Below are 20,443 nucleotides of genomic sequence, written 5' to 3'. Positions count from 1 at the left end.
GCTGTTAACCGGAGGGTTATTGGTTCGAGTCCAATCGGGGGAGCAGTGGGACCCCCTCTGACCTGCGAACAGGTCGGAGGGGGTTTCTTATTTGCCGGAGGGCGTTGATGACGGCAGCTCGGACCGCGCCGGACGGGTGGCCGAGCCGGCGGCAGGTGCGCTCTCGCGCACGACGAGCAGGTGGGGCACCACCACGTCCCTGCCGGGCAGGGAGCTGTCTGCCATCCGCTCCTGCAGCGTCGTGAGTGCGAGCTCTGCAAGTCGTTGCTTGTCGGGGGCCACCGTCGTCAGCGCGGGGACCGAGTAGCGACCCACCTCGATGTCGTCGAAGCCCACGACGGCGATGTCCTCGGGCACGCGCACCCCCTGATCAGCGCAGGTGCGGATGGCGCCGAGGGCCAGCTGGTCAGTGAAGCAGAAGACAGCGTCCGGCTTCGACTTCGCCAACAGGCCTGCCATGGCACCCATCCCGTCTGCGTGGTGCAGGCGTTCGACCGGCACCTCCAGCTCGGGGTGCGCGACGAGCCCGACGTCCACCAGTGCGGCCCGGTACCCGGCCAGCCGCTGGCGAGCGGTTTCGTTGCTCAGGTGCGGCTGGAGCCCCACAGCAGCGATCCTTGTCCGTCCGAGTGCCACCAGGTGGTGGACGGCCTCGAGGGCCGCACCACGGTTGTCGATGGCCACACGGTCGACGGATCCCATGCCTGGCTGCTCCCCGAGCATGACGACCGGGGGCGCCGTCGCACGTCGCGACACTTCTTCGGCAGTCATGGCCCACGGGCAGAAGATGATTCCGTCGACCCCTTGTCCGCGTGCCCCATCGAGCAACTGCTGCTCTCGCGTCGCGTCCCCGTCCGTCTGCTCGACGATGACCGTCCATCCCATGCGCTCGGCGTGCCGGACAACCAAGGCAGCCAGCTCGGCGAAGTAGGGCGAGTCGATCTCCGGCACCACCAGACCGATCACCTCGCGGTGCCCCTGACGCAACTGCCTTGCGGCGAGGTTGGGTCGATACCCGAGTTCCTCGATGGCCTCCAGCACCCGCTGTCGAGTCGGCCTGGCTACGACCTCCGGGGTGTTCACGACGTTGGACACGGTGCGGATGCTCACACCGGCGCGGTCTGCCACGTCCTTGAGATTCGCTCGTCGCATGACACCTCCACATGTACCCTATTGCACCTGGAATTGCAACGTTGCAGACTGGCCTCTTGGCCGAAGGAGATCATCATGGCCGCGTCACTCGACATACCGATCGAGCGAGAGCTGATTCGCACCATTATCGAGCGCGACGGGATCATCGGCTGCACGGGCGCCTTCTCGAGGGAATGGGTCGCCGCGCTCCGCGAGGACGTCGACGCAGCCTTCGAGGAGGCGCGTTCTCGAGAGGGCGGCGCGGTCGGGCGCGGGCCACATCGCTACTACGTCGAGCTGCACCCGGAGGCGCTGCGCGGCTTCGTCGACCTGGTCGACCATCCATGGGTCCGAGCGGTGTGCGAGACGGTGCTGGGACCCGACTACACGATCGTGGAGGTGGGCTTCGACGTACCCTTCGCCGGCGCCGTCAACCAGCCGTGGCACCGCGACTTCCCCAGCCCCCGCGAGACCGTCGAGGAGCGCCGACTGACCTCGCTCGCCTTCAACGTCACCTGCGTGGACACGGCCGAGGACATGGGGCCGTTCGAGGTCGCCCTCGGCACCCACTGGGACCCCGGGACCGGCTTCGATCACGGGATGTTCCCGGACAAGTCGCAGTATCCACATTTCGAGGAGCGCGCGGTGCGGAAGTACCCACAGATGGGGGACATCTCGGCCCGTTCGGCACTGACGGTGCACCGCGGGACGAGGAACGAGTCCCAGCTCGCTCGACCCGTGCTCGTGCTGGGCGTTGACGCACCCGGTGCCGGGAACGACGACAAGCACGACCTTGCTGTCACGCGCCGTTTCTGGGAGTCGCTCCCGGAACGGGTTCGAGCCCACCTGCGATGCCCGGTGGTGGACGAGCTCACCCCGATCACGCAGAAGCACACGATCGAGGGTTTGGTGATGGGCGAGGCCTGACCCGGCCACATCGCCCGGTCGACTGCCTGTCTGGCGTGCTCACGCGTTGCTATTTACAACGTTGCAAGAACCGGGTTGAATCCGATCTGTGCATGTGGCGACGATCACCCTTGACCCGGCGTTCCGGGTCGCACCGGTGGACCGAAGACTCTTCGGCACGTTCGTCGAGCACATGGGTCGTTGCGTCTACACCGGCATCTACGAGCCCGAGCACGACACGGCCGACGACCTCGGATTTCGTCGTGACGTCGCTGATCTGGTGCGCACCCTCGGCCCCACGGTGGTGCGGTACCCAGGCGGCAACTTCGTGTCGTCGTACCGCTGGGAGGACGGCGTCGGCCCGCGCGCCGAGCGTCCGCAGCGCCTCGACCTTGCGTGGCGGACCGTCGAAAGCAATGAGGTCGGCGTCGACGAGTTCGTCGGGTGGTCCCGTCGAGCGGGGATGGAGCCGATCATGGCTGTCAACCTGGGGACTCGCGGGGTCCAGGAGGCGGCAGACCTGCTGGAGTACTGCAACCATCCCGGTGGGACACGGCTTTCAGACCTGCGGCGGGTCAACGGCAGCAAGGAACCGCACGACATACGCATGTGGTGCCTGGGCAACGAGCTGGACGGACCGTGGCAGGTCGGCCACAAGACCGCGCAGGAGTACGGCCGTCTCGCTGCCGAAACCGCGCGGGCGATGCGGATGGTCGACCCGCGGGTTGAGCTGGTGGCGTGCGGGAGCTCCAACAGTGCGATGCCGACGTTCGCCGCCTGGGAGCGCGAGGTCCTGGAGCACTGCTACGACCTCGTGGACCACGTGTCGCTGCACACCTACTACGACCCCGCCCCGGTGGAGAAGACCACGCACCTGGCGAGCTCCCGCGACCTGGACCGGATGATCACCACGATCGCGGCGACCGCCGACCACGTCGGCGCACGACTTCGGTCGCGTCGGCGTCTCACCCTCGCGGTCGATGAGTGGAACGTCTGGTACCAGTCCCGGTTCGCCGGGCAGGATCGCCTCTCCTACGACCGGTCCCACGAGCTCATCGAGGACGTGTACGACGTCTACGACGCCGTCGTGGTCGGCTCCCTGCTGATCACGCTGCTCCGGCACGCCGACCGGGTCGCGATCGGTTGCCAGGCGCAGCTGGTCAACGTCATCGCTCCGATCCTCACCCGGCCAGGGGGAGGGGCGTGGGCACAGACGATCTTCCATCCCTTCGCCCAAGCCGCTGCGCACGCACGGGGCGAAGTGCTGCGCGTCGAGCCGCAGGTCGCCACCTACGAGGACGGCCTGTACGGCGACGTACCGCTGGTGGAGGCCGTCGCGACGCTCGATGACGAGAGCGGGACGCTGACGATCATGTGCGTGAACCGATCACTCGCCGAGACGGTTCGGCTCGAGGCGGGGGTGCGCGCCTTCCCCGACGCCTCCGTCCTGGAGGCCACCGCGCTCTGGGACGACGACCCGAGTGCTCACAACACTGAAATGCGCCCGGACCGCGTCGCGCCGCGACCAATGGACGTGACGGTCGAGGACGGCATCGCGCACGCGCACCTGCCCCCGGTCTCGTGGGCCGTCATCCGCCTGCAGACCACACGGCCTACACCCACGCCACATGTCTCAGCCTCCCTGGAGGGCTGAGCTCAGCACGGACCCCACCCTCAACCGAACGGAGAACGACATGAGCACCCCCTTCCACCGCCCCGCGAGTGCAGGCCTGACGATCCCTCTGAACCGGCGTAACTTCCTGCTCCTCGGCTCGACCGCTGCGCTCGTCACGGGATGCGGGGGCGGATCCGGCGTTGGCGGGCCCCAGGAGGACGCAGGCGGGGAGTTCACTGGCACGTACGACGGGCCCCCGATCACCCTCGACTACTGGAACGGCTTCACTGGCGGCGACGGCCCGACCATGCTGGCGATGACCAAGGAGTTCGCCGACGCCCAGAAGAACATCGACATCAAGAACACCACGATCCAGTGGGCGGACTTCTACCAGAAGCTTCCCGCGGCCGCGCAGGCCGGCAAGGGTCCAGCTGTCGGCGTGATGCACCTCGACCAGGTCGCCAGCAATGCCGCCCGCGGCATCCTCGTGCCCCTCGACGACATTGCGGACGAGATCGGCCTCGCTGAGGAGGACTTCCTGGCGCCGGTCTGGTCTCCGGGGATCTACAACGAGAAGCGCTACGGCATCCCGCTCGACGTCCACTCCCTGGCGATGTACTGGAACAAGGAGCACTTCGACAAGGCCGGAATCGACGAGCCTCCGACTGATGCTGCGAGCTTCGACGAGGCCTGCAAGAAGCTCCAGGCGGCGGGCTACAAGACGCCCTTCTGGATGCCCAACCGCTGGCCCTCCCACCTGATGTTCTTCAGCCTGATCTGGCAGCACGGCGGCGAGCCGTTCGCCGACGACGGGTCGGAGGCGACGTTCGGTTCTGAGGCCGGAGTTGCGGCGCTCACCTGGATGCGCGAGCAGGTCGACAAGGGATACAGCCCCGAGAACGTGGACATCGACGCGCAGTACCTCGCCTTCAAGAACGGGGAAAACTCCATCACCTGGGACGGGATCTGGCAGATCAACGACCTCAAGGAGGCCGACATGGACTACGGCATGGCGCCCATCCCCACGATCGGTGAGCAGCCGGCGGTCTGGGCGAACTCCCACCACTTCTTCATGACCTCCCAGGCAGCCGAGGACAAGGACATGTCCGACGCATCCAAGCTCTTCATCAGCGAGCTGAGCCAGAACTCGGGCCGCTGGGCCGAGGCCGCGATGATCCCGGCTCGCAACTCGGCCCGCGAGGACGCCTCCTACACTGACTCGCCCCAGGCGGCTCTCGACGACCAGCTCGAGAACTTCCGCTTCCTGCCGTCGGTGCCCGGCGTCGCGGACACCATCGCGCCAACCCTCGAGGTCGCGGTCAACGAGGCGATCTTGGGTAAGGCATCGCCCCAGGAAGCGCTCGAGAAGTACCAGGCCGAGGCGACTGAGCTCATGCAGGAGAACCTGGAGAAGTTCGGGGGCTGACGATGGCTGCGACTTCCACATCCACCGCGAAGCGTCCGGAGGCTCCGCCCGGGGCCCCCGGACCGCGCGAGACCCGGCGCCGCGTCAACTGGCTGCCGTGGTTGTTCCTGGCGCCCTATTTGCTCTTGTTCGGCAGCTTCGTGCTGCTCCCCATCGCCCTGGGCTTGTGGATCAGCCTGCACTCATGGGACTTCACTCTCCCCGGCAAGCCCTTCGTCGGCCTGCGCAACTACAGCGAGCTGCTCACCCCGGGGACAGGGGAGTTCGAGCGGTTCTGGAACGCCATGCAGGCGACCGGCATCTTCACCGCCATCAGCGTGCCGCTCCTGATCGTCATCCCGCTGGCAGTGGCCCTGGTCATGAACCAACGCTTCCGAGGACGCAACCTGTTCCGCGCACTGTTCTTCGCGCCGTACGTCCTGGGCGTCGCGGTTGTGGGCGTCGTATGGCGCTTCCTGCTCGACGCCAACATCGGGGTAGTCAACTACCTGGCGGGCTTGGTGGGGCTGCCCGACAGCACGCCCTGGCTGACCAGCATCCCCGAGACGTGGATCGCGCTGATCGGGGTGACGGTGTGGTGGACGCTCGGCTTCAACGCGGTCATCTTCCTCGCCGGACTGCAGGACATATCGAATGACCTCTACGAGGCCGCGAAAATGGACGGTGCCGGCGCCTGGGTGCGCTTCCGCCACGTCACACTGCCCGGTCTGCGGCCCGTCGTCCTGTTCGTCGTGATGATCACGGTCATCGCGTCCGCCAACATGTTCGGGCAGTCCTGGATCATGACCCGCGGGGGGCCTGGGCAGGAGACCCGCACGGCCATCTACTACATCGTCGACACGGGACTGAACCAGCGAGCCATGGGTGAGGCCGCCGCCGCCAGCTGGCTGCTGACCCTGGTGCTGATGCTGACGTCGGCGCTGCTCTTCGCTTTCGCGAGGGAACGCGGTCCCGAGAAGGGAGCCGACAGATGAAGGCGGTTCGGTACAGCGTGCTGGCGTTCCTCGCACTGATCTTCGTCAGCCCGCTGCTGTTCATGCTGAGCACCTCGTTCAAGACGCGCGCGGAGTCCGGGAGGACTCCACCGCGTCTCGTGCCCGACAACCCCACGCTGGCGGCGTACGAGCAAGTACTGAGCGCGGCGGACACACCCGTGTTCCGGTGGTTCCTGAACTCCATGCTGGCCGCGACCCTCAACTCGCTGCTGGTGGTGACCACTGCCGCTCTCGCCGCCTACGCGTTGGCCAGGATGGAGTTCCGAGGCCGCAAGCTCGTGTTCGGGCTGATCGTGGCGACGCTGTTCGTCCCACCGGTGATCCTGATCATCCCCAACTTCGAGATCGTCGGACGGCTCTTCTGGCTCGATACGTTGACCGCGATCGTCGTGCCGACTGCGGCGAACGCGTTCGGCGTCTTCTTCCTCCGGCAGTTCTTCATCGGGTTGCCCAAGGAGCTGGAGGAGTCGGCCGCACTGGACGGCGCCAACCAGTGGCAGGTGTTCTGGAAGATCGTGCTGCCCCTATCCCGCCCGGCGCTGGCGACGCTCGCGCTGCTCGCGTTCCTGACGAACTGGAACGACTTCCTGTGGCCGCTCTACGTGCTCTTCAGTCCTGAGAACCAGACCCTCCAGGCGGGCCTCAGCACCCTGCAGTCCGCCAACGCCGTGCGCTACGACCTGCTGATGACGGGGGCGGTGGTCGCCAGCGTGCCGGTTCTCATCCTCTACGTGTTCGTCCAACGGTTCATCATCGAAGGGGTCTCGCGTTCCGGCATCAAGGGCTGAGCGCGGTATGACCGACGTGCATCTGCATCGCCGCGCCCTGCTGCTCGGGAGCCTGAGCGTCGCAGCGACCTCAGCACTCCCCGGATGCTCGGACGCCCCCGACCCGGTGCCGACCGGAAGCGGACCGCAAGGCCCCGACCCGACCAGCTCCGACCCGACCAACCCCACCCATCAGGAGGCCGCCATCTTTGACCTGTCCTTCACCCTGAAGCACCGCTACCGTCCGTTCGAGCTAGTCGCACCCGCCTTCGTCGCAGTCGAGCGGTCGGGGGATCAGCTCGCCGGACAGTCGGACGTGTCGATGCACGACGAAGGGCCGGCTGCGCCGTTCTGCGCCGTGCAAGCACAGGTCGACCCTGGTGAGGGCCGCGTCGTGCTCGGGCTCGCCTCCCCGGACGGCGATGTCCACCTGTTCGGCTTCTACGATCCGCCCACCCAGCGGGTCGGCATCGAAGTCCGTGTCGATGGTCGCACTCGCGTCCTCCGACGGCGGAAGGTCCAGCTGCCGCCGTCGTTCGGACTCGCTTTTGTGGTCTGCGAGAACCAGGTGACGGTGCTCACCGACACCGACGAGGGATGGCAGCCGGTGCTCACCGAGCGCGACAAGGTGGGCGCCGCGATCGACCTGCGGCAGCGCGAGGTCCTCTCCGGGCTCCGCTACGCCTGGGGTCGCCGTGGCGAGGAGCCGGGGCTGACCAGCGTCTCGGCCGGACTCTTCGGGATGACGGGGGTCCGCGACCAGCACCTGGTGCAGCACGTCGACGGGACGCCGTACGTCCGTGACGGATACGCCTACTTCACCGGTACCTGCGCCGGCCTCGGGTTCTTCGCGCAGGCGCACTGGGGCGTGTTCCGCCTCGACCTGGACAACCCGCGTCGGCTCGAGCAGGTGTCGCAGCTCTTCTCCTCGCGCGACGGATTGGTGCTCGGGGACCATGCCGGCCAGGTGGTGCGCGACGACGAGAACGACCGCTGGCTCGTCGCCACGAGCTCTTGGGGCGACTTCTCCTTCGACGGTGTCCACGTGCGGCATGTGGTGACCGAGGCTGACGTGCTTACGGGTGTGCATGTGCTGGACACCGTGCGGACCGAACTCCCCACCGAGCACAGCGCCTGGGACCCCGGCATCACCTCCATCGACGGGCGCTGGCACGTCAGCTTCGTCGAGAGCCCGTCGCAGGAGCCCTTCGACTTCCGTCCGGCACTGGCGGCGGGGCCAGCGGGTGGCGCCGGGATCGACGCGTTCGACGACAAGCTGGAGCTCGTCGGTGCGGCGACGGACCTCCACCAGTGCGAGGGCCCGATCCTGGCGCAGGTCCAGGGGGAGTGGTGGTTGCTCGCCAGTGACGGAGATGATCGCCACTACCCGGTGTTCGACCTGGGGATGCACCGGGTGGGTCGCCTCGACGCGCCGTACCACACCAACATCCCCCATCCCCAGCTCGTCCCGCTCGACGACGGCGGCCACCTGGTCGTCACCTTCGACGGCACCCAGTACGCGGAGAGGGTGATGGGGTACGGAGGGCACGGCGACGTCCTGATCATGCGCAGCCGCGAGTAGCCGGCGGGATGCGTGGTCCGCGCTCGCGACTGTTCAGCGCACGTGGCGGCGGTCGTCCGGCAGCCGCGAGGTCCGCCCGAGCCGGTCGAGCCGTTCGAGCAGGGGGAGGACGACCCGGCGGGTGCTGTTGAGCACCTGTCGCGCCGCGCTGGTGCTGAAGGGCTGCTCGAGTCCCCGCATCCGGGCGACGGCCACGTCGGGCGCGTCGGGCAACAGCACGATCCCCGGCGCGGCCCGCCAGAGCAGCCCCGCCCGTTCGGCCGCGGCCAGCGCACGCTCGTCGAGCCCGAGGTCCCGCAGCCGGTCTGCGGTCGGCGCACGGAAAGGTGCGGAGATCAGCTCGCGGCGTACGGACTCCACCGCGGCCGCGACCGCAGGCGGCAGGCTGTCCGCCTCCGGCGCCCGCACCCGGCCGTCGGCGACGCGCAGCGGAGGCCGAACCAGGTGCGCGACCAGGTCGGGGGAGGGCAGGCCGAGCCGCGCGGCCAGCACCGAGACGGGGACCGCCGGGTCGAGAGGGTGCTGACAGGCGTGGCTCTCGACGAGGCTCGGCACTCGGCGTGCCAGGGCCTCGGCCGCTGTGGGCCCGATCAGCCACGGGCCGGCAACAAGGTGGTCGCCATCGGTGAGGGGTACGCCGAGCTGACGCATCCGGTCGCGGTGGGCGATCCCGCGGCGGGTGAGCTCGTCGGCCAACCGGGCACCACCGTCCGCTTCGGCGAGCGCGTTCGCCCGCCGCGCCGCAGCCCCCCTCCTTCGCAGCCGGGGCGGGTCCGGGTCGAGGACGTCGACGCGCCACACGACGCGCCGGCCGGGATCGCGAAGCAGACAGCGGTCCCCGATCCGCAACGGCAGCGGGCGCTCCAGGCTGAGCCGAGCCAGGCCGGGTCCGAGGGGGCGGTGCCGCACTGTCAGGTCGGCAGCCCCGATGTGGAGTCGAGGGTTCAGTGGAGGATCGCCCGCCCCGGTCACGCGCACGTCGACGGCCGAGGTGTGGTGCCAGGCCTGCGGCGTGGTCAGTGCGCTGCCACGGGTGATGGCATCGACGTCGCCGGTGAGGTTGAGCGCCACCCTGGCCACCCCGCGGACTGCGGACTCGTCGCGCTCGAGCGCCTGCAGGCCGCGCACCCGCACCAACCCGTCGTCGGTGGCAAGCACGTCGCCGACGCGCACCGTCCCTGCGGGCAGGGTGCCGGTGACGACGGTGCCGACCCCGCGGACGGAGAAGCGACGGTCGACCCAGAGCCGGACGTCCGCCGCCGGGTTTGGAGTGGGAAGACCCTCCACCATGGTCACCAGGGCCGCGCGGAGGTCGTCGAGCCCTGCGCCCGTACGGCCACTGACGGGCACCACCCGGGCGCCGGCAAGTGAGGTCCCGGCGATCTCGGCGCGCACCCGGACGGTCGCCGGCCCGGGGTCGGCGAGGTCGCTGCGGGTCACTGCCACCACGCCGTGGGAGACACCGAGCGCGTCCAGCGCCGCCAGGTGCTCCGAGGTCTGCGGCATCCAGGGGTCGTCTGCTGCGACCACCAGCAGGGCCGCCGGCACCGGGCCCACCCCTGCCAGCATCGTCGTGACGAATCGCTCGTGTCCCGGGACGTCCACGAAGGCCAGGTCCACGGCCAGGTCCACGCAGGGACCGTCCGTCGCCCCGGGCAGGGACGTCCAGCAGTAGCCGAGCTCGATGGTGAGTCCCCGCCGACGTTCCTCGGCGAGCCGGTCGGGGTCAGTGCCCGTGAGCGCCCGGACCAGGGTCGACTTGCCGTGGTCGACGTGACCGGCCGTCGCGACGACGTGCATCAGGTCGGACCGGAGCCGTTGGCGCGACCTGCAATGGTGGCCGCGGTCAGGGCAGCGACCAGGTCGGCGTCCTCCTCCGGAGCCACTGCGAACAGGTCGAGCAGCAACCGGCCCTCCATGATCCGACCCACCACCGGCGGATCGCCGGCGCGCAACGCGGTTGCGAGGCGTGCGGGCAGCGCCACTGCACAGCTGGGCAGCGTGACGCCCGGGGCGCCGCCGCCACCGACGGCTCCGTCCGAGTCGACCACCTCCGCTCGCAGCTCGGGCGGGAGCGCATCGGTGAGGTCATGGGCGCGGACACGCAGCGCTTCGACGCGGCGTCCCAGGGCGACGGCCACGGGTGACTCGGGCCCGATGAGGGTCGCCTCGAGCGCGGCCAGGGTGAGCTTGTCGACGCGCAGCGCACGAGCGAATGGATCGCGGCGAAGGCGCTCGACCAGCTCGGCGTTGCCCAGCAGCAGGCCGCACTGCGGTCCGCCGAGCAGCTTGTCGCCCGAGGCCGTCACCAGCGAAGCGCCGTCCCTCAGCGCAGTCGCTGCATCGGGCTCGGCGGGCAGCCGCGGGTGTGGTGCCAGCAGACCGGACCCGATGTCGACGACCACAGGCACGCCTAGGCGGGCCAGCTCGGAGACAGGCACGGAGGAGGTGAACCCGGTGACGGTGAAGTTGGACGGATGCACCTTGAGGACGAAGGCTGTGTCCTCGTCGAGGGCGCTGGCGTAGTCCTCCAGCCGGACGCGGTTGGTGGTCCCGACCTCACGCAGCCGTGCGCCGACCGACTCCAGCAGCTCGGGGATCCGGAAGCCGTCGCCGATCTCCACCAGCTCGCCGCGGGCGATGACGACGGTGCCGCCTGCACCGGTCGGCCGACGCGTGAGCACCATGGTCACCAAGGACAGCGCCGCCGCCCCGTTGTTCACGACGTGCACGCCCCCTGCTTTCGGCACCCGTGCCTGCAACGCGGTCAGGGCGCCCTCGCCCCGTCGTCCCCGCCGCCCGGTGACAAGGTCCAGCTCGACGTCGGAGGCACCTGCCGCCATACGCACAGCATCTGTCGCCGCCGCGGACAACGGGGCCCTGCCCAGGTTGGTGTGCACCAGCACGCCGGTGGCGTTGATGACCCGCCGCAGGGTGGTGGCCGTTGCCGGTAGCGCTGCCACGGCCGCATCGGCCACCGAGCCGGGAGGGACCAGCCCGGCCCGGCACCGGTCGAGCGCGTCGGCCACGACCGCCTTGACGAGTGCGGACCCGAGTCTGTCGGAGGCCTGCCGCAACCTCGGGTCCGCCAGCACGGTGTCAGTGCGCGGAGTGCTCCGCCTCGGATCCGGCACCCCATCCTCCTGCGAGACGTCTGGCGGAGGCGGACGGGAATCGAACCCGCCTGGCCCAGGTGCTGGGCCACGACGGTTTTGAGGACCGCGTCCGTCACCAGACGAGAACCGCCTCCGCGCTGGACTCTAGTCATAGATTGGCGGCATGAACTCCCCCCTAAGGCTGACCCAGTACGCCGCTGGCGGCGGGTGCGCCTGCAAGGTGCCGCCCGGTGAGCTCGAACGGGTGTTGGGCTCGCTCGGCCGTGGCCGAGCCGGCGGTGACCTGCTGGTGGGTCTCGACCACGGCGACGACGCAGCCGTCGTGCGAATCCACCCAGCCGAGGACGGCACGGGACGCGCGGTGATCGCGACAGCCGACTTCTTCACGCCCGTCGTCGACGACGCCTACACCTTCGGCCGGATCGCTGCAGCCAACGCGATGTCGGACGTCTATGCCATGGGTGGCACGCCGGTCGTCGCCGTCAACCTGCTCGGATGGCCCCGCGACCGGATCCCCTTCGACGTGGCGGCTGAGGTGCTTCGTGGCGGGGACGATGCCTGCGCCGAGGCGGGGGCGTTCCTCGCGGGCGGCCACAGCATCGACGACCCGGAGCCCAAGTACGGCCTCGCGGTCACCGGGCTCGCCGATCCCGAGCGGCTCCTCCGCAACGACGCGGCCGCGCCCGGCACCCCGCTCACCCTGACCAAGCCCCTCGGGCTCGGCGTCCTGAACAACCGGCACAAGGCCACGGGGGAGTGGTTCGAGGAAGCCGTTGCCGTGATGACGACCCTCAACGACCGCGCCAGTCGCGCGGCCCTGGAGGCGGGGGTGCGCGCGGCCACGGACGTCACCGGGTTCGGGCTCCTCGGACATCTGATGAAGATGATGCGCGCCAGTGGGACGAGCGCGGTCATCGACGCCTCTGCCGTTCACTACATCGAGGGCGCACGGTCATCCTTCGCCGACGGGTTCGTGCCGGGCGGCAGTCGGCGCAACCTGGACTGGGTCCGCCCACACGTCGAAGCCGGAGTCAGTGACGACGAGCTGTTGCTGCTGGCCGATGCCCAGACGTCTGGCGGACTCCTGGTCGTCGGCGAGCTTCCGGGCCACCCCGTCATCGGTGAGGTGGTCGCGCAGGGGGAGCACACCGTCCTGGTCCGCTGACGCGCCTTCACCCCATGGGGGGTGGATGAGGCGGCTCGGACGTCCCTAGGGTCGTGAGCGTCGTCTGCAGCGCACCCCCAGGAGTCCGGCATGACAGGATCGCGATCTTTCCTCCCGTGGCCGCTCCTGCGCCAGTTCACCGCCGGTGACGTCCTCGGCCGAGGTGCAGCGGTCCGCTCGCGGCGTACGGACGACATCGTGCCTCGCACGACGGGTGCCGACCGGGTCGCGCACAGCGTGTGCCCCTACTGCGCCGTGGGATGTGCGCAAAAGGTGTTCGTCAAGGACGAGAAGGTCGTCCAGATCGAGGGCAACCCCGAGAGCCCGGTCAACCGCGGCCGGTTGTGCCCCAAGGGCTCGGCGAGCAAGAACCTCGTGACGAGCGACCTGCGCCAGACGAAGGTCCGCTACCGGGCGCCGTACGCCACCGAGTGGCAGGACCTCGAGCTCCACACCGCGATGGAGATGGTCGCCGACCGGGTGCTGAAGTCGCGCAAGGACAGCTGGCAGGACATCGACGAGCACGGCCGCAAGGTGCGGCGGACGATGGGGATCGCGAGCCTGGGCGGCGCCACGCTGGACAACGAGGAGAACTACCTCATCAAGAAGCTCTTCACCGCGATGGGCGCCATCCAGATCGAGAACCAGGCGCGTATTTGACACTCCGCCACCGTCCCCGGTCTGGGGACCAGCTTCGGACGCGGCGGCGCCACCGGGTTCCAGCAGGACCTGGCCAACGCTGACTGCATCGTCATCCAGGGCTCCAACATGGCTGAGGCCCACCCGGTGGGCTTCCAGTGGGTGATGGAGGCGAAGAAGCGGGGCGCACGGATCATCCACGTCGACCCGCGGTTCACGCGAACGAGCGCGCTCGCGCACCAGCACGTGCCCATCCGCGTCGGCAGCGACATCGCGTTCCTCGGCGGGATCATCAACCACGTCCTGCAGAACGAGCTCGACTTCCGCGAGTACGTCGTCAACTACACCAACGCGGCCAACATCGTCAGCGACAAGTTCGAGGACGTCGACGGGCTCGACGGCCTGTTCTCCGGGTTCGACCCCGAGACGAGGACGTACGACCCCACGAGCTGGCAGTTCGCCCAGGAGGACCAGGACGGCGAGCTCGGTCAGGCCCAGGCTGACGACGCCGGCGACACCGCGGAGCAGCGCGACACCGCCGCCGGCATGCAGAACGAGGCGCACGGCATGCAGGTCGGCAGCCACCCGCCCCGCGACGAGACGCTGCAGCATCCGATGTGCGTCTTCCAGGTGCTCAAGCGGCATTACGCCCGCTACACCCCCGAGGTCGTCGAGCAGATCTGCGGCGTCTCGCAGGAGGACTTCCTCGAGGTCTGCCGCGCGTGGACGGAGAACTCCGGCCGCGAGCGCACCACCGCGCTCGTCTACAGCGTCGGCTGGACCCAGCACAGCGTCGGCGTGCAGTACATCCGCGCCGGGGCGATCCTCCAGCTGCTGCTCGGCAACATGGGGCGCCCCGGCGGCGGAATCATGGCGTTGCGCGGCCACGCCAGCATCCAGGGCTCCACCGACATCCCGACGCTCTTCAACCTCCTTCCCGGCTACCTCCCGATGCCCAACGCGGCCAGCCACCAGACCCTGAGCGACTGGATCGACGGCGTCCGGAACCCCGGCAGCAAAGGCTTCTGGGCCAACGCAGGGGCGTACGGCATCAACCTGCTGAAGGCCTACTGGGGCGATGCGGCGACGGCCGAGAACGACTACTGCTTCGACTACCTGCCGAAGATCACCGGCGATCACGGCACCTACCGGACCGTGCTCGACATGATCGACGGCAAGGTGCAGGGCTACTTCCTCGTCGGCCAGAACCCCGCCGTCGGCTCCGCCCACGGCCGCGCCCAGCGCCTCGGCATGGCGAACCTCGACTGGCTCGTGGTGCGCGACCTCTTCGAGATCGAGAGCGCGACGTTCTGGAAGGACTCCCCAGAGGTGCAGACCGGCGAGATCGTGCCTGAGGAGTGCCGGACCGAGGTCTTCCTCTTCCCGGCCGCCTCGCACGTCGAGAAGGAAGGTACCTTCACCCAGACGCAACGCATGCTGCAGTGGCGCGAGAAGGCCGTCGAGCCGCCGGGCGACGCCCGCTCCGAGCTGTGGTTCTTCTACCACCTCGGCCGGATGATGCGTGAGAGTCTGGCCGGCTCGAGCGACGAGCGCGACCGGCCGTTGCTCGACCTGGCGTGGGACTACCCGCTCCACGGTGAGGCGGCGTCGTCGGGATGGGGCGAGCCCAGCGCGGAGGCCGTCCTCAAGGAGATCAACGGCTACGAGGTCGCCACCGGCCGCCTGCTGTCGGGCTTCGGGGAGATGAAGGACGACGGCTCCACACTCGGCGGGTGCTGGATCTACTCCGGCGTCTACGCCGATGGCGTGAACCAGGCGGCGCGAAGGAAGTCGCGCCACGAGCAGTCCGAGGTCGCCCCGGAATGGGGCTGGGCCTGGCCTATGAACCGCCGGCTGCTCTACAACCGCGCCTCCGCCGACCCACAGGGCCGGCCGTGGAGCGAGCGCAAGGCCTATGTCTGGTGGGACGAGGACGCACAGGAGTGGACAGGGCACGACGTCCCCGACTTCGAGAAGAAGAAGCCGCCGTCCTACCGCGCACCCGAGGGGTCGGACGGCGTCGCGGCCATCGAGGGCATCGACCCGTTCATCATGCAGGGCGACGGCAAGGGCGCGCTGTACGCACCGCAGGGACTGATCGACGGTCCGATGCCGACCCACTACGAGCCCGTGGAGTCGCCGTTCCGCAACCTCCTCCACGGCCAGCAGGGCAACCCGACGCGCAAGGAGTACCGCCGCTCCGACAACCCCCTGAACCCGGACCCGCGCGAGCCCGGGGCAGCGGAGGTCTTCCCCTTCGTGTTCACCACCAGCCGCCTGACCGAGCACCACACCGCCGGCGCGATGAGCCGCTACGTCGAGCACCTCGCGGAGCTGCAGCCGGAGATGTTCGTCGAGGTCTCGCCAGCGCTGGCCGCCGAACGCGGTCTCGAGCACATGGGCTGGTGCCATGTCATCACCGCAAGGTCGGCGGTGGAGGGCAAGGTGCTCGTCACTGAGCGGTTGCGTCCGCTGCGCGTCGAGGGGCGGACGGTCCATCAGGTCTGGATGCCCTACCACTGGGGTCAGGGCGGCCTGGTCAGCGGTGACTCGACCAACGACCTCTTCGGCATCTCGCTCGACCCCAACGTGCTGATCCAGGAGAGCAAGGTCGGGACCTGCGACGTCCGGCCTGGTCGCCGCCCGACCGGACCTGCTCTTCGGGAGTACGTCGAGGGGTACGCCCGGCGCGCTGGGGTACTCGACCACGAAGAGGGTCCCGTGGTGACCGCCTCGGCCGATGCCCAGCAACGCTCCGCGGCCGCGCAGGACGGCGCAGACCAGCACTCACCGCAGCAACGGGAGGACCAGTGACCAGCGCCAACAGTCTGTTCGGACCGCTCGACCCCGCACCGGACGCGGGCTACGTCGACGCCCCGAAACGCAAGGGCTTCTTCACCGACACCAGTGTCTGCATCGGCTGCAAGGCCTGCGAGGTGGCGTGCAAGGAGTGGAACGACGTCCCGGAGAACCTCTACGAGATGCTCGGCACGAGCTACGACAACAGCCACTCGCTCAACGCCAACCAGTGGCGGCACGTCGCGTTCATCGAGCAACCCGCGGGCCGTTCGTCGGTGGGGCTGCCGCCGACGATCAGTGACGCCCCGGGTCGCGACAGCGTCGACCTCGGCATGCCGACCCTGGGCGCCGCGCCGACGGAGGTGCCAGAGGACGAGAAGCCGGACTTCCGGTGGCTGATGTCCTCCGACGTCTGCAAGCACTGCACCCACGCTGCCTGCCTCGACGTGTGCCCCACGGGCTCGCTGTTCCGTTCCGAGTTCGGCACGGTCGTCGTGCAGGACGACATCTGCAACGGCTGCGGCTACTGCGTCGCCGCGTGCCCGTACGGCGTCATCGATCGCCGACGAGGCCCCGAGGGCGATCCCAAGGTCGGCATCGCGCAGAAGTGCACGCTCTGCTACGACCGGCTGAAGGACGACCAGCGCCCTGCGTGCGCCCAGGCCTGCCCGACGGAGTCGATTCTGTACGGCGACGTCGAGGAGCTCCGCGAACGCGCCAGCGCCCGGGTGGCGACCCTCCATGAGCAAGGAGTGATGGACGCCCGTCTCTACGGCAACGACCCCGACGACGGCGTCGGCGGCACGGGGGCGATGTTCCTGCTGCTCGACGAGCCGGAGGTCTACGGCCTGCCGCCCGACCCAGTGGTGACGACCAAGGACCTGCCCCAGATGTTCCGTCGTGCGGGGATGGCCGGGACGGCGATGCTGGCGGGCGCAGCGCTCGCATTCCTGAGGAGGACCCCATGACCCGGGTCCAGCACGGCGGCAGCCCAGGGCGCGAGCGCGACGCCGGGCCGGGGAGCAGGCGTGGCGGCAAGGGCGGCGCCGAGCAGGTCATGGTCCCGGACGCCGAGTTCACCTCCTACTACGGACGACCGATCGTCAAGGCAGCTCCTTGGGAGCACGACATCGCCTACTACCTCTTCACCGGCGGTGTCGCCGCGGGCAGCTCAATGCTGGCGGCCGGGGCGGATCTCACCGGGCGCCCCGCGCTGCGGCGGGTGGCGAGGCTCGGTTCCCTGGGCAGCCTGCTGGCGAGCACGGCCTTCCTGGTGCACGACCTCGGCAAGCCCAGCCGCTTCCTCAACATGCTGCGCGTCGCCAAGGTGACCTCCCCGATGTCGGTCGGCACCTGGATCCTGTCGCTCCATGCACCGTTCGCGATGTTGGCGTCGATGGCGGAGCTCGTCGGCATGCTGCCGACCCGCCTGCAAACGCGGCCCGTCCGGCTGCTGCTCGCCCTGGGCCGGCCCGCTGGTCTGGTGGGTGCCTTGACCGCGCCGCCGGTGGCGGCCTACACCGCCGTACTGCTGGCTGACACTGCGACGCCGGCCTGGCACTCCGCGTATGAGGAGCTGCCCTTCGTCTTCTGCGGCTCAGCTGCGGCAGCGTCCGGCGGCCTCGGGCTCATCGGTGCGCCGCTCCACGAGTCCGGGCCGGCGCGTGCCTTCGCCGTCGGTGGCGCCCTGGTCGAGCTTGCGGTCGAGCGTCGCATGGAGCGGTCGATGGGTTTGTCGGCCGAGACGCTTCACCACGGGGAGGCCGGCCGGTGGATGCGGATGAGCCTCGGCATGACGGCAGCGGGTGCCGTGGGGGCGTTGGCCGGTCGGCGCAGCCGAGTGCTGTCGATGCTCTCCGGGGCGGCCCTGATGGCCGGCTCCTTCAGCACCCGCATGGGCGTCTTCGAGGCGGGCATCGCCTCGGCGAACGACCCGAAGTACACCGTCGTACCGCAGCGAGAACGACTCGACCGCGGGGAACCGGTGCGCTTCCAGCAGTGACCCAGCCCGGACAGCCCGGGGAGCAGCAAAGGAGACCGTGATGGCCCACACCAGCCGTGTGAACACGGGGACGGCGGACCCCGGCACCAGGGTCGGCAACCGCTGGCTGCTCGTCGCAGCCGCGTTGCTGCTGCAGCTGGCGATCGGGGGTGTCTACGCGTGGTCGGTCTTTGGCAGGGCGCTCGAGGAGGCGGCGCCGTGGAAGCTCAGCAAGGTGAGTGCAGCCCTGCCCTTCGAGGTGACGATCGGGATGATCTTCATCGGCAGCTACATCGGCGGACGGCTGCAGGACAAGCGCGGCCCGCGTCTCGTCGCGCTGGCGGGCGGGGTCATCTACGCGGGAGGCATCCTGCTCGCGTCCCTGGCAAACGGCGCCGACGACCTGTGGCTGTTGATCCTCGGGTACGGCGTGATCAGCGGCTTCGGCCTCGGCTTCGCCTACATCGTGCCGATCGCGATGCTGCAGAAGTGGTTCCCGGACAAGAAGGGGCTGATCACCGGCCTCGCGGTCGGCGGCTTCGGTTTCGGCGCGGTGATCACCGCTCCGGTCGCCCAGCGGCTCATCAACGGCGACCCCGACGACCCGACCGGCGCGTTCCTGCCGTTGGGACTGGCGTACCTCGTGGCGGCCCTGATCGGCGCATCGTTCTTCCGCAACCCTCCGGCGGGCTACACCGTTCCTGGGTACGCGCCCAAGGCGGGGACCGTGACGGACGGGTCTGCCGACTACACCCAGGGCGAGGCGCTCCGCACCCCGCAGTGGTACTTCCTGACCGCGATCCTCACCCTCAGCGTCAGTGCGGGCATCTCCCTGATCTCCCAGGCCAAGGGCAGCGCGGTCGACATCGCCGGCTACAGCGTGACGGGGGCCGCGGGACTGGTCGGGGCGCTGGCCATCTTCAACGGCGCAGGCCGGATCGTCTGGGCCGCCGTGTCCGATCGCATCGGGAGGATGGCCACCTTCGCCGCGATCCTCCTCCTGCAAGGCGTCTGCCTGATCGCGCTCCCGCACGCCTCGAGCACAGCCGTGTTCGCGGTGCTCGCGGCGATCGTCTACCTCTGCTACGGCGGTACCTTCGGCACCATGCCGGCGACCGCGGGCGACTTCTTCGGACTCAAGAACGCCGGCGCGATCTACGGCCTGATGCTCATCGGCTGGAGCCTGGGCGGCGTCCTCGGGCCCCTGCTCGCCGCTTCGCTCATCGGCGAGGAGAAGGCCTACACCGTCGCCTACACCACGATGGGCGTCATCGCGCTCGTCGCCGTGGCGCTGACCTTCATCACCAAACCGCCGCAGGGTCGTGGTACGGCGACAAGGCCCCCGTCCGCCTGAGGTCGGCGATCTGCTGGGGAGCGTCCTCGGGGATCCAGTGGCCGACTCCGGGCAGTGTGGCGAACTGGTAGGGCCCGGTGACGTAGCGCTGGGTGGCGCGGGCGCCGTACTCCCCGAGCGCCGCATCGGCATCGGACCAGACGTGCAGGTGGGCACGGACGTCAGCGGTGTCGACAGCGCTCACTGTGCCGACTGCGCGGCATACCAGTTCAGTGCTCGGCGCAGCTGGGTTTCGGTGCCGAGCCGGCTCAGGACGTGGTCCACGGCGGCGCCGGTCGACTCTGCGAAGAGCGAGCGCAGTCCGGCCGCGTCGTCGGCCAGCAGCACCCTCTCGTATCCCGCGGCGGCGAACTCAGTCATGTAGGCGGAACGAGGTGTTGGTCCGGGTCGGAGGCGAGCGCCTCCATGAAGGCACCGGGGTGCGGCACCGAGATCGCCGTGAGGGTCGTGACCCGCTCGGGGTGGTGGCCGGCCACCTGCCAGGCCACGGCCGCTCCCCAGTCGTGGCCGACCAGGTCGACGGACTCGATGCGGAGCGCGTCGAGGACGCCGGTCACGTCACTGACGAGATGCTCTCCGGCATAGTCTTCCATCGCTTCCGGACAGGCTCCGGGCGAGTACCCGCGCTGGTCGAGTGTCAGCACCCGATGCCCGGCGGCGACCAGCGGCGGGATCAGGTGCCGCCAGCACCAGGACGTCTGTGGAAAGCCGTGCAGCAGCAGGACCGGGCGGCCGCGCGGCCGCCCGGTGTCGGTGACGCGGAAGGTGAAGGACCCGACGGTGACGTCGCGGAGAGCAGCCACCGGGCCGGGAGCCGAGGGATCACGGGTCACGGCGGCCATCATGCCTCGGCGTCGCGGTGATGGTCGGTCTGGACGCCGCGTCCTCCGAATGTGCCGAGATGGCCTCTACCGGGCCGCGGAGGTGTAGGTTCCGACGTGGGCAAGCACCCTGACCCTGCCTTGCC

General features: G+C 69.5%; 17 protein-coding genes and 1 tRNA gene. 11 read left to right on the top strand and 7 right to left on the bottom strand.

Translation table 11 applies throughout. The features are described 5' to 3' along the window. Window positions 1-87 precede the first annotated feature (87 nt). Complete coding sequence (locus JWN68_RS08430; RefSeq protein ID WP_297737483.1) at window positions 88-1,152, bottom strand: LacI family DNA-binding transcriptional regulator; 1,065 nt, start codon at window positions 1,150-1,152, stop codon at window positions 88-90. 75 nt (window positions 1,153-1,227) lie between these two features. On the opposite strand from JWN68_RS08430, the gene JWN68_RS08425 reads away from it, so the two are divergent. The 6 genes from JWN68_RS08425 to JWN68_RS08400 all read left to right on the top strand — a co-directional run bounded on the left by JWN68_RS08425 (window position 1,228) and on the right by JWN68_RS08400 (window position 8,422). Beyond that, a complete protein-coding gene (locus tag JWN68_RS08425; RefSeq protein WP_297737482.1) occupies window positions 1,228-2,058 on the top strand; it encodes a phytanoyl-CoA dioxygenase family protein in 831 nt (276 codons plus the stop codon). An 88-nt stretch (window positions 2,059-2,146) separates the two neighbouring features. Next, window positions 2,147-3,691, top strand: coding sequence for an alpha-N-arabinofuranosidase (locus JWN68_RS08420; protein WP_297737480.1), 1,545 nt, complete (start codon window positions 2,147-2,149; stop codon window positions 3,689-3,691). Window positions 3,692-3,731: 40 nt separating this feature from the next. Further along, complete coding sequence (locus JWN68_RS08415) at window positions 3,732-5,078, top strand: ABC transporter substrate-binding protein (RefSeq protein ID WP_297737478.1); 1,347 nt, start codon at window positions 3,732-3,734, stop codon at window positions 5,076-5,078. A gap of 2 nt (window positions 5,079-5,080) precedes the next feature. Beyond that, on the top strand, window positions 5,081-6,052 hold the full coding sequence (locus JWN68_RS08410) for a sugar ABC transporter permease (protein ID WP_297737476.1): 972 nt from the start codon (window positions 5,081-5,083) through the stop codon (window positions 6,050-6,052). After that, window positions 6,049-6,861: a carbohydrate ABC transporter permease gene (locus JWN68_RS08405; RefSeq protein ID WP_297737474.1), complete on the top strand. Its 813-nt coding sequence runs from the start codon at window positions 6,049-6,051 to the stop codon at window positions 6,859-6,861. Before JWN68_RS08410 ends, JWN68_RS08405 begins: the two co-directional genes overlap by 4 nt. A gap of 7 nt (window positions 6,862-6,868) precedes the next feature. After that, window positions 6,869-8,422 (top strand): hypothetical protein, encoded by a 1,554-nt coding sequence (locus JWN68_RS08400; RefSeq protein ID WP_297737472.1) that lies wholly within the window; start codon window positions 6,869-6,871, stop codon window positions 8,420-8,422. Between the two features lie 33 nt (window positions 8,423-8,455). Here JWN68_RS08400 and JWN68_RS08395 read toward each other — a convergent pair whose 3' ends face one another. The 3 genes from JWN68_RS08395 to JWN68_RS08385 form a co-directional block, all read right to left on the bottom strand. Continuing rightward, window positions 8,456-10,222 carry a selenocysteine-specific translation elongation factor gene (locus tag JWN68_RS08395; RefSeq protein ID WP_297737469.1) on the bottom strand — a complete coding sequence of 589 codons (1,767 nt, stop codon included), beginning with the start codon at window positions 10,220-10,222 and terminating at the stop codon, window positions 8,456-8,458. Then, window positions 10,222-11,556: an L-seryl-tRNA(Sec) selenium transferase gene (selA, locus tag JWN68_RS08390; RefSeq protein WP_297737466.1), complete on the bottom strand. Its 1,335-nt coding sequence runs from the start codon at window positions 11,554-11,556 to the stop codon at window positions 10,222-10,224. Before selA ends, JWN68_RS08395 begins: the two co-directional genes overlap by 1 nt. A gap of 21 nt (window positions 11,557-11,577) precedes the next feature. Beyond that, window positions 11,578-11,672, bottom strand: a tRNA-Sec gene (locus JWN68_RS08385). 29 nt (window positions 11,673-11,701) lie between these two features. On the opposite strand from JWN68_RS08385, the gene selD reads away from it, so the two are divergent. The 5 genes from selD (at window position 11,702) to JWN68_RS08360 (ending at window position 19,476) form a co-directional block, all read left to right on the top strand. Further along, window positions 11,702-12,703 (top strand): selenide, water dikinase SelD, encoded by a 1,002-nt coding sequence (selD, locus tag JWN68_RS08380; RefSeq protein WP_297737465.1) that lies wholly within the window; start codon window positions 11,702-11,704, stop codon window positions 12,701-12,703. 90 nt (window positions 12,704-12,793) lie between these two features. After that, window positions 12,794-16,156, top strand: coding sequence for a formate dehydrogenase (gene fdh / locus JWN68_RS08375; RefSeq protein WP_297737462.1), 3,363 nt, complete (start codon window positions 12,794-12,796; stop codon window positions 16,154-16,156). Further along, complete coding sequence (locus JWN68_RS08370) at window positions 16,153-17,109, top strand: 4Fe-4S dicluster domain-containing protein (protein ID WP_297737459.1); 957 nt, start codon at window positions 16,153-16,155, stop codon at window positions 17,107-17,109. Before fdh ends, JWN68_RS08370 begins: the two co-directional genes overlap by 4 nt. Beyond that, window positions 17,106-18,143: an NrfD/PsrC family molybdoenzyme membrane anchor subunit gene (gene nrfD, locus JWN68_RS08365; protein ID WP_297737456.1), complete on the top strand. Its 1,038-nt coding sequence runs from the start codon at window positions 17,106-17,108 to the stop codon at window positions 18,141-18,143. The genes JWN68_RS08370 and nrfD overlap by 4 nt, the downstream gene beginning before the upstream one ends. Window positions 18,144-18,183: 40 nt before the next feature. Then, entirely contained in the window at window positions 18,184-19,476 is a 1,293-nt protein-coding gene (locus JWN68_RS08360; RefSeq protein ID WP_297737453.1) for an OFA family MFS transporter, read from the top strand. On the opposite strand, the gene JWN68_RS08355 is transcribed toward JWN68_RS08360, so the two are convergent. Genes JWN68_RS08355 through JWN68_RS08345 form a run of 3 tightly spaced genes read right to left on the bottom strand, consistent with a single transcriptional unit; the run spans window position 19,424 to window position 20,309 of the window. Continuing rightward, window positions 19,424-19,660, bottom strand: coding sequence for a hypothetical protein (locus JWN68_RS08355; RefSeq protein ID WP_297737450.1), 237 nt, complete (start codon window positions 19,658-19,660; stop codon window positions 19,424-19,426). The genes JWN68_RS08360 and JWN68_RS08355 overlap by 53 nt on opposite strands. Further along, on the bottom strand, window positions 19,657-19,836 hold the full coding sequence (locus JWN68_RS08350; protein WP_297737447.1) for a hypothetical protein: 180 nt from the start codon (window positions 19,834-19,836) through the stop codon (window positions 19,657-19,659). The genes JWN68_RS08355 and JWN68_RS08350 overlap by 4 nt, the downstream gene beginning before the upstream one ends. After that, the gene (locus tag JWN68_RS08345; RefSeq protein WP_297737445.1) at window positions 19,833-20,309 is read right to left on the bottom strand and encodes an alpha/beta hydrolase; all 477 of its coding nucleotides are present in this window, start codon (window positions 20,307-20,309) and stop codon (window positions 19,833-19,835) included. Before JWN68_RS08345 ends, JWN68_RS08350 begins: the two co-directional genes overlap by 4 nt. Window positions 20,310-20,443: the final 134 nt, after the last annotated feature.

Origin of the sequence: Nocardioides sp. (genome assembly GCF_025964975.1) — a bacterium.
Classification (GTDB): domain Bacteria; phylum Actinomycetota; class Actinomycetes; order Propionibacteriales; family Nocardioidaceae; genus Nocardioides.
Note: the sequence above shows the minus strand (reverse complement) of the source record. Positions and strands in the feature narration are given on the sequence as shown.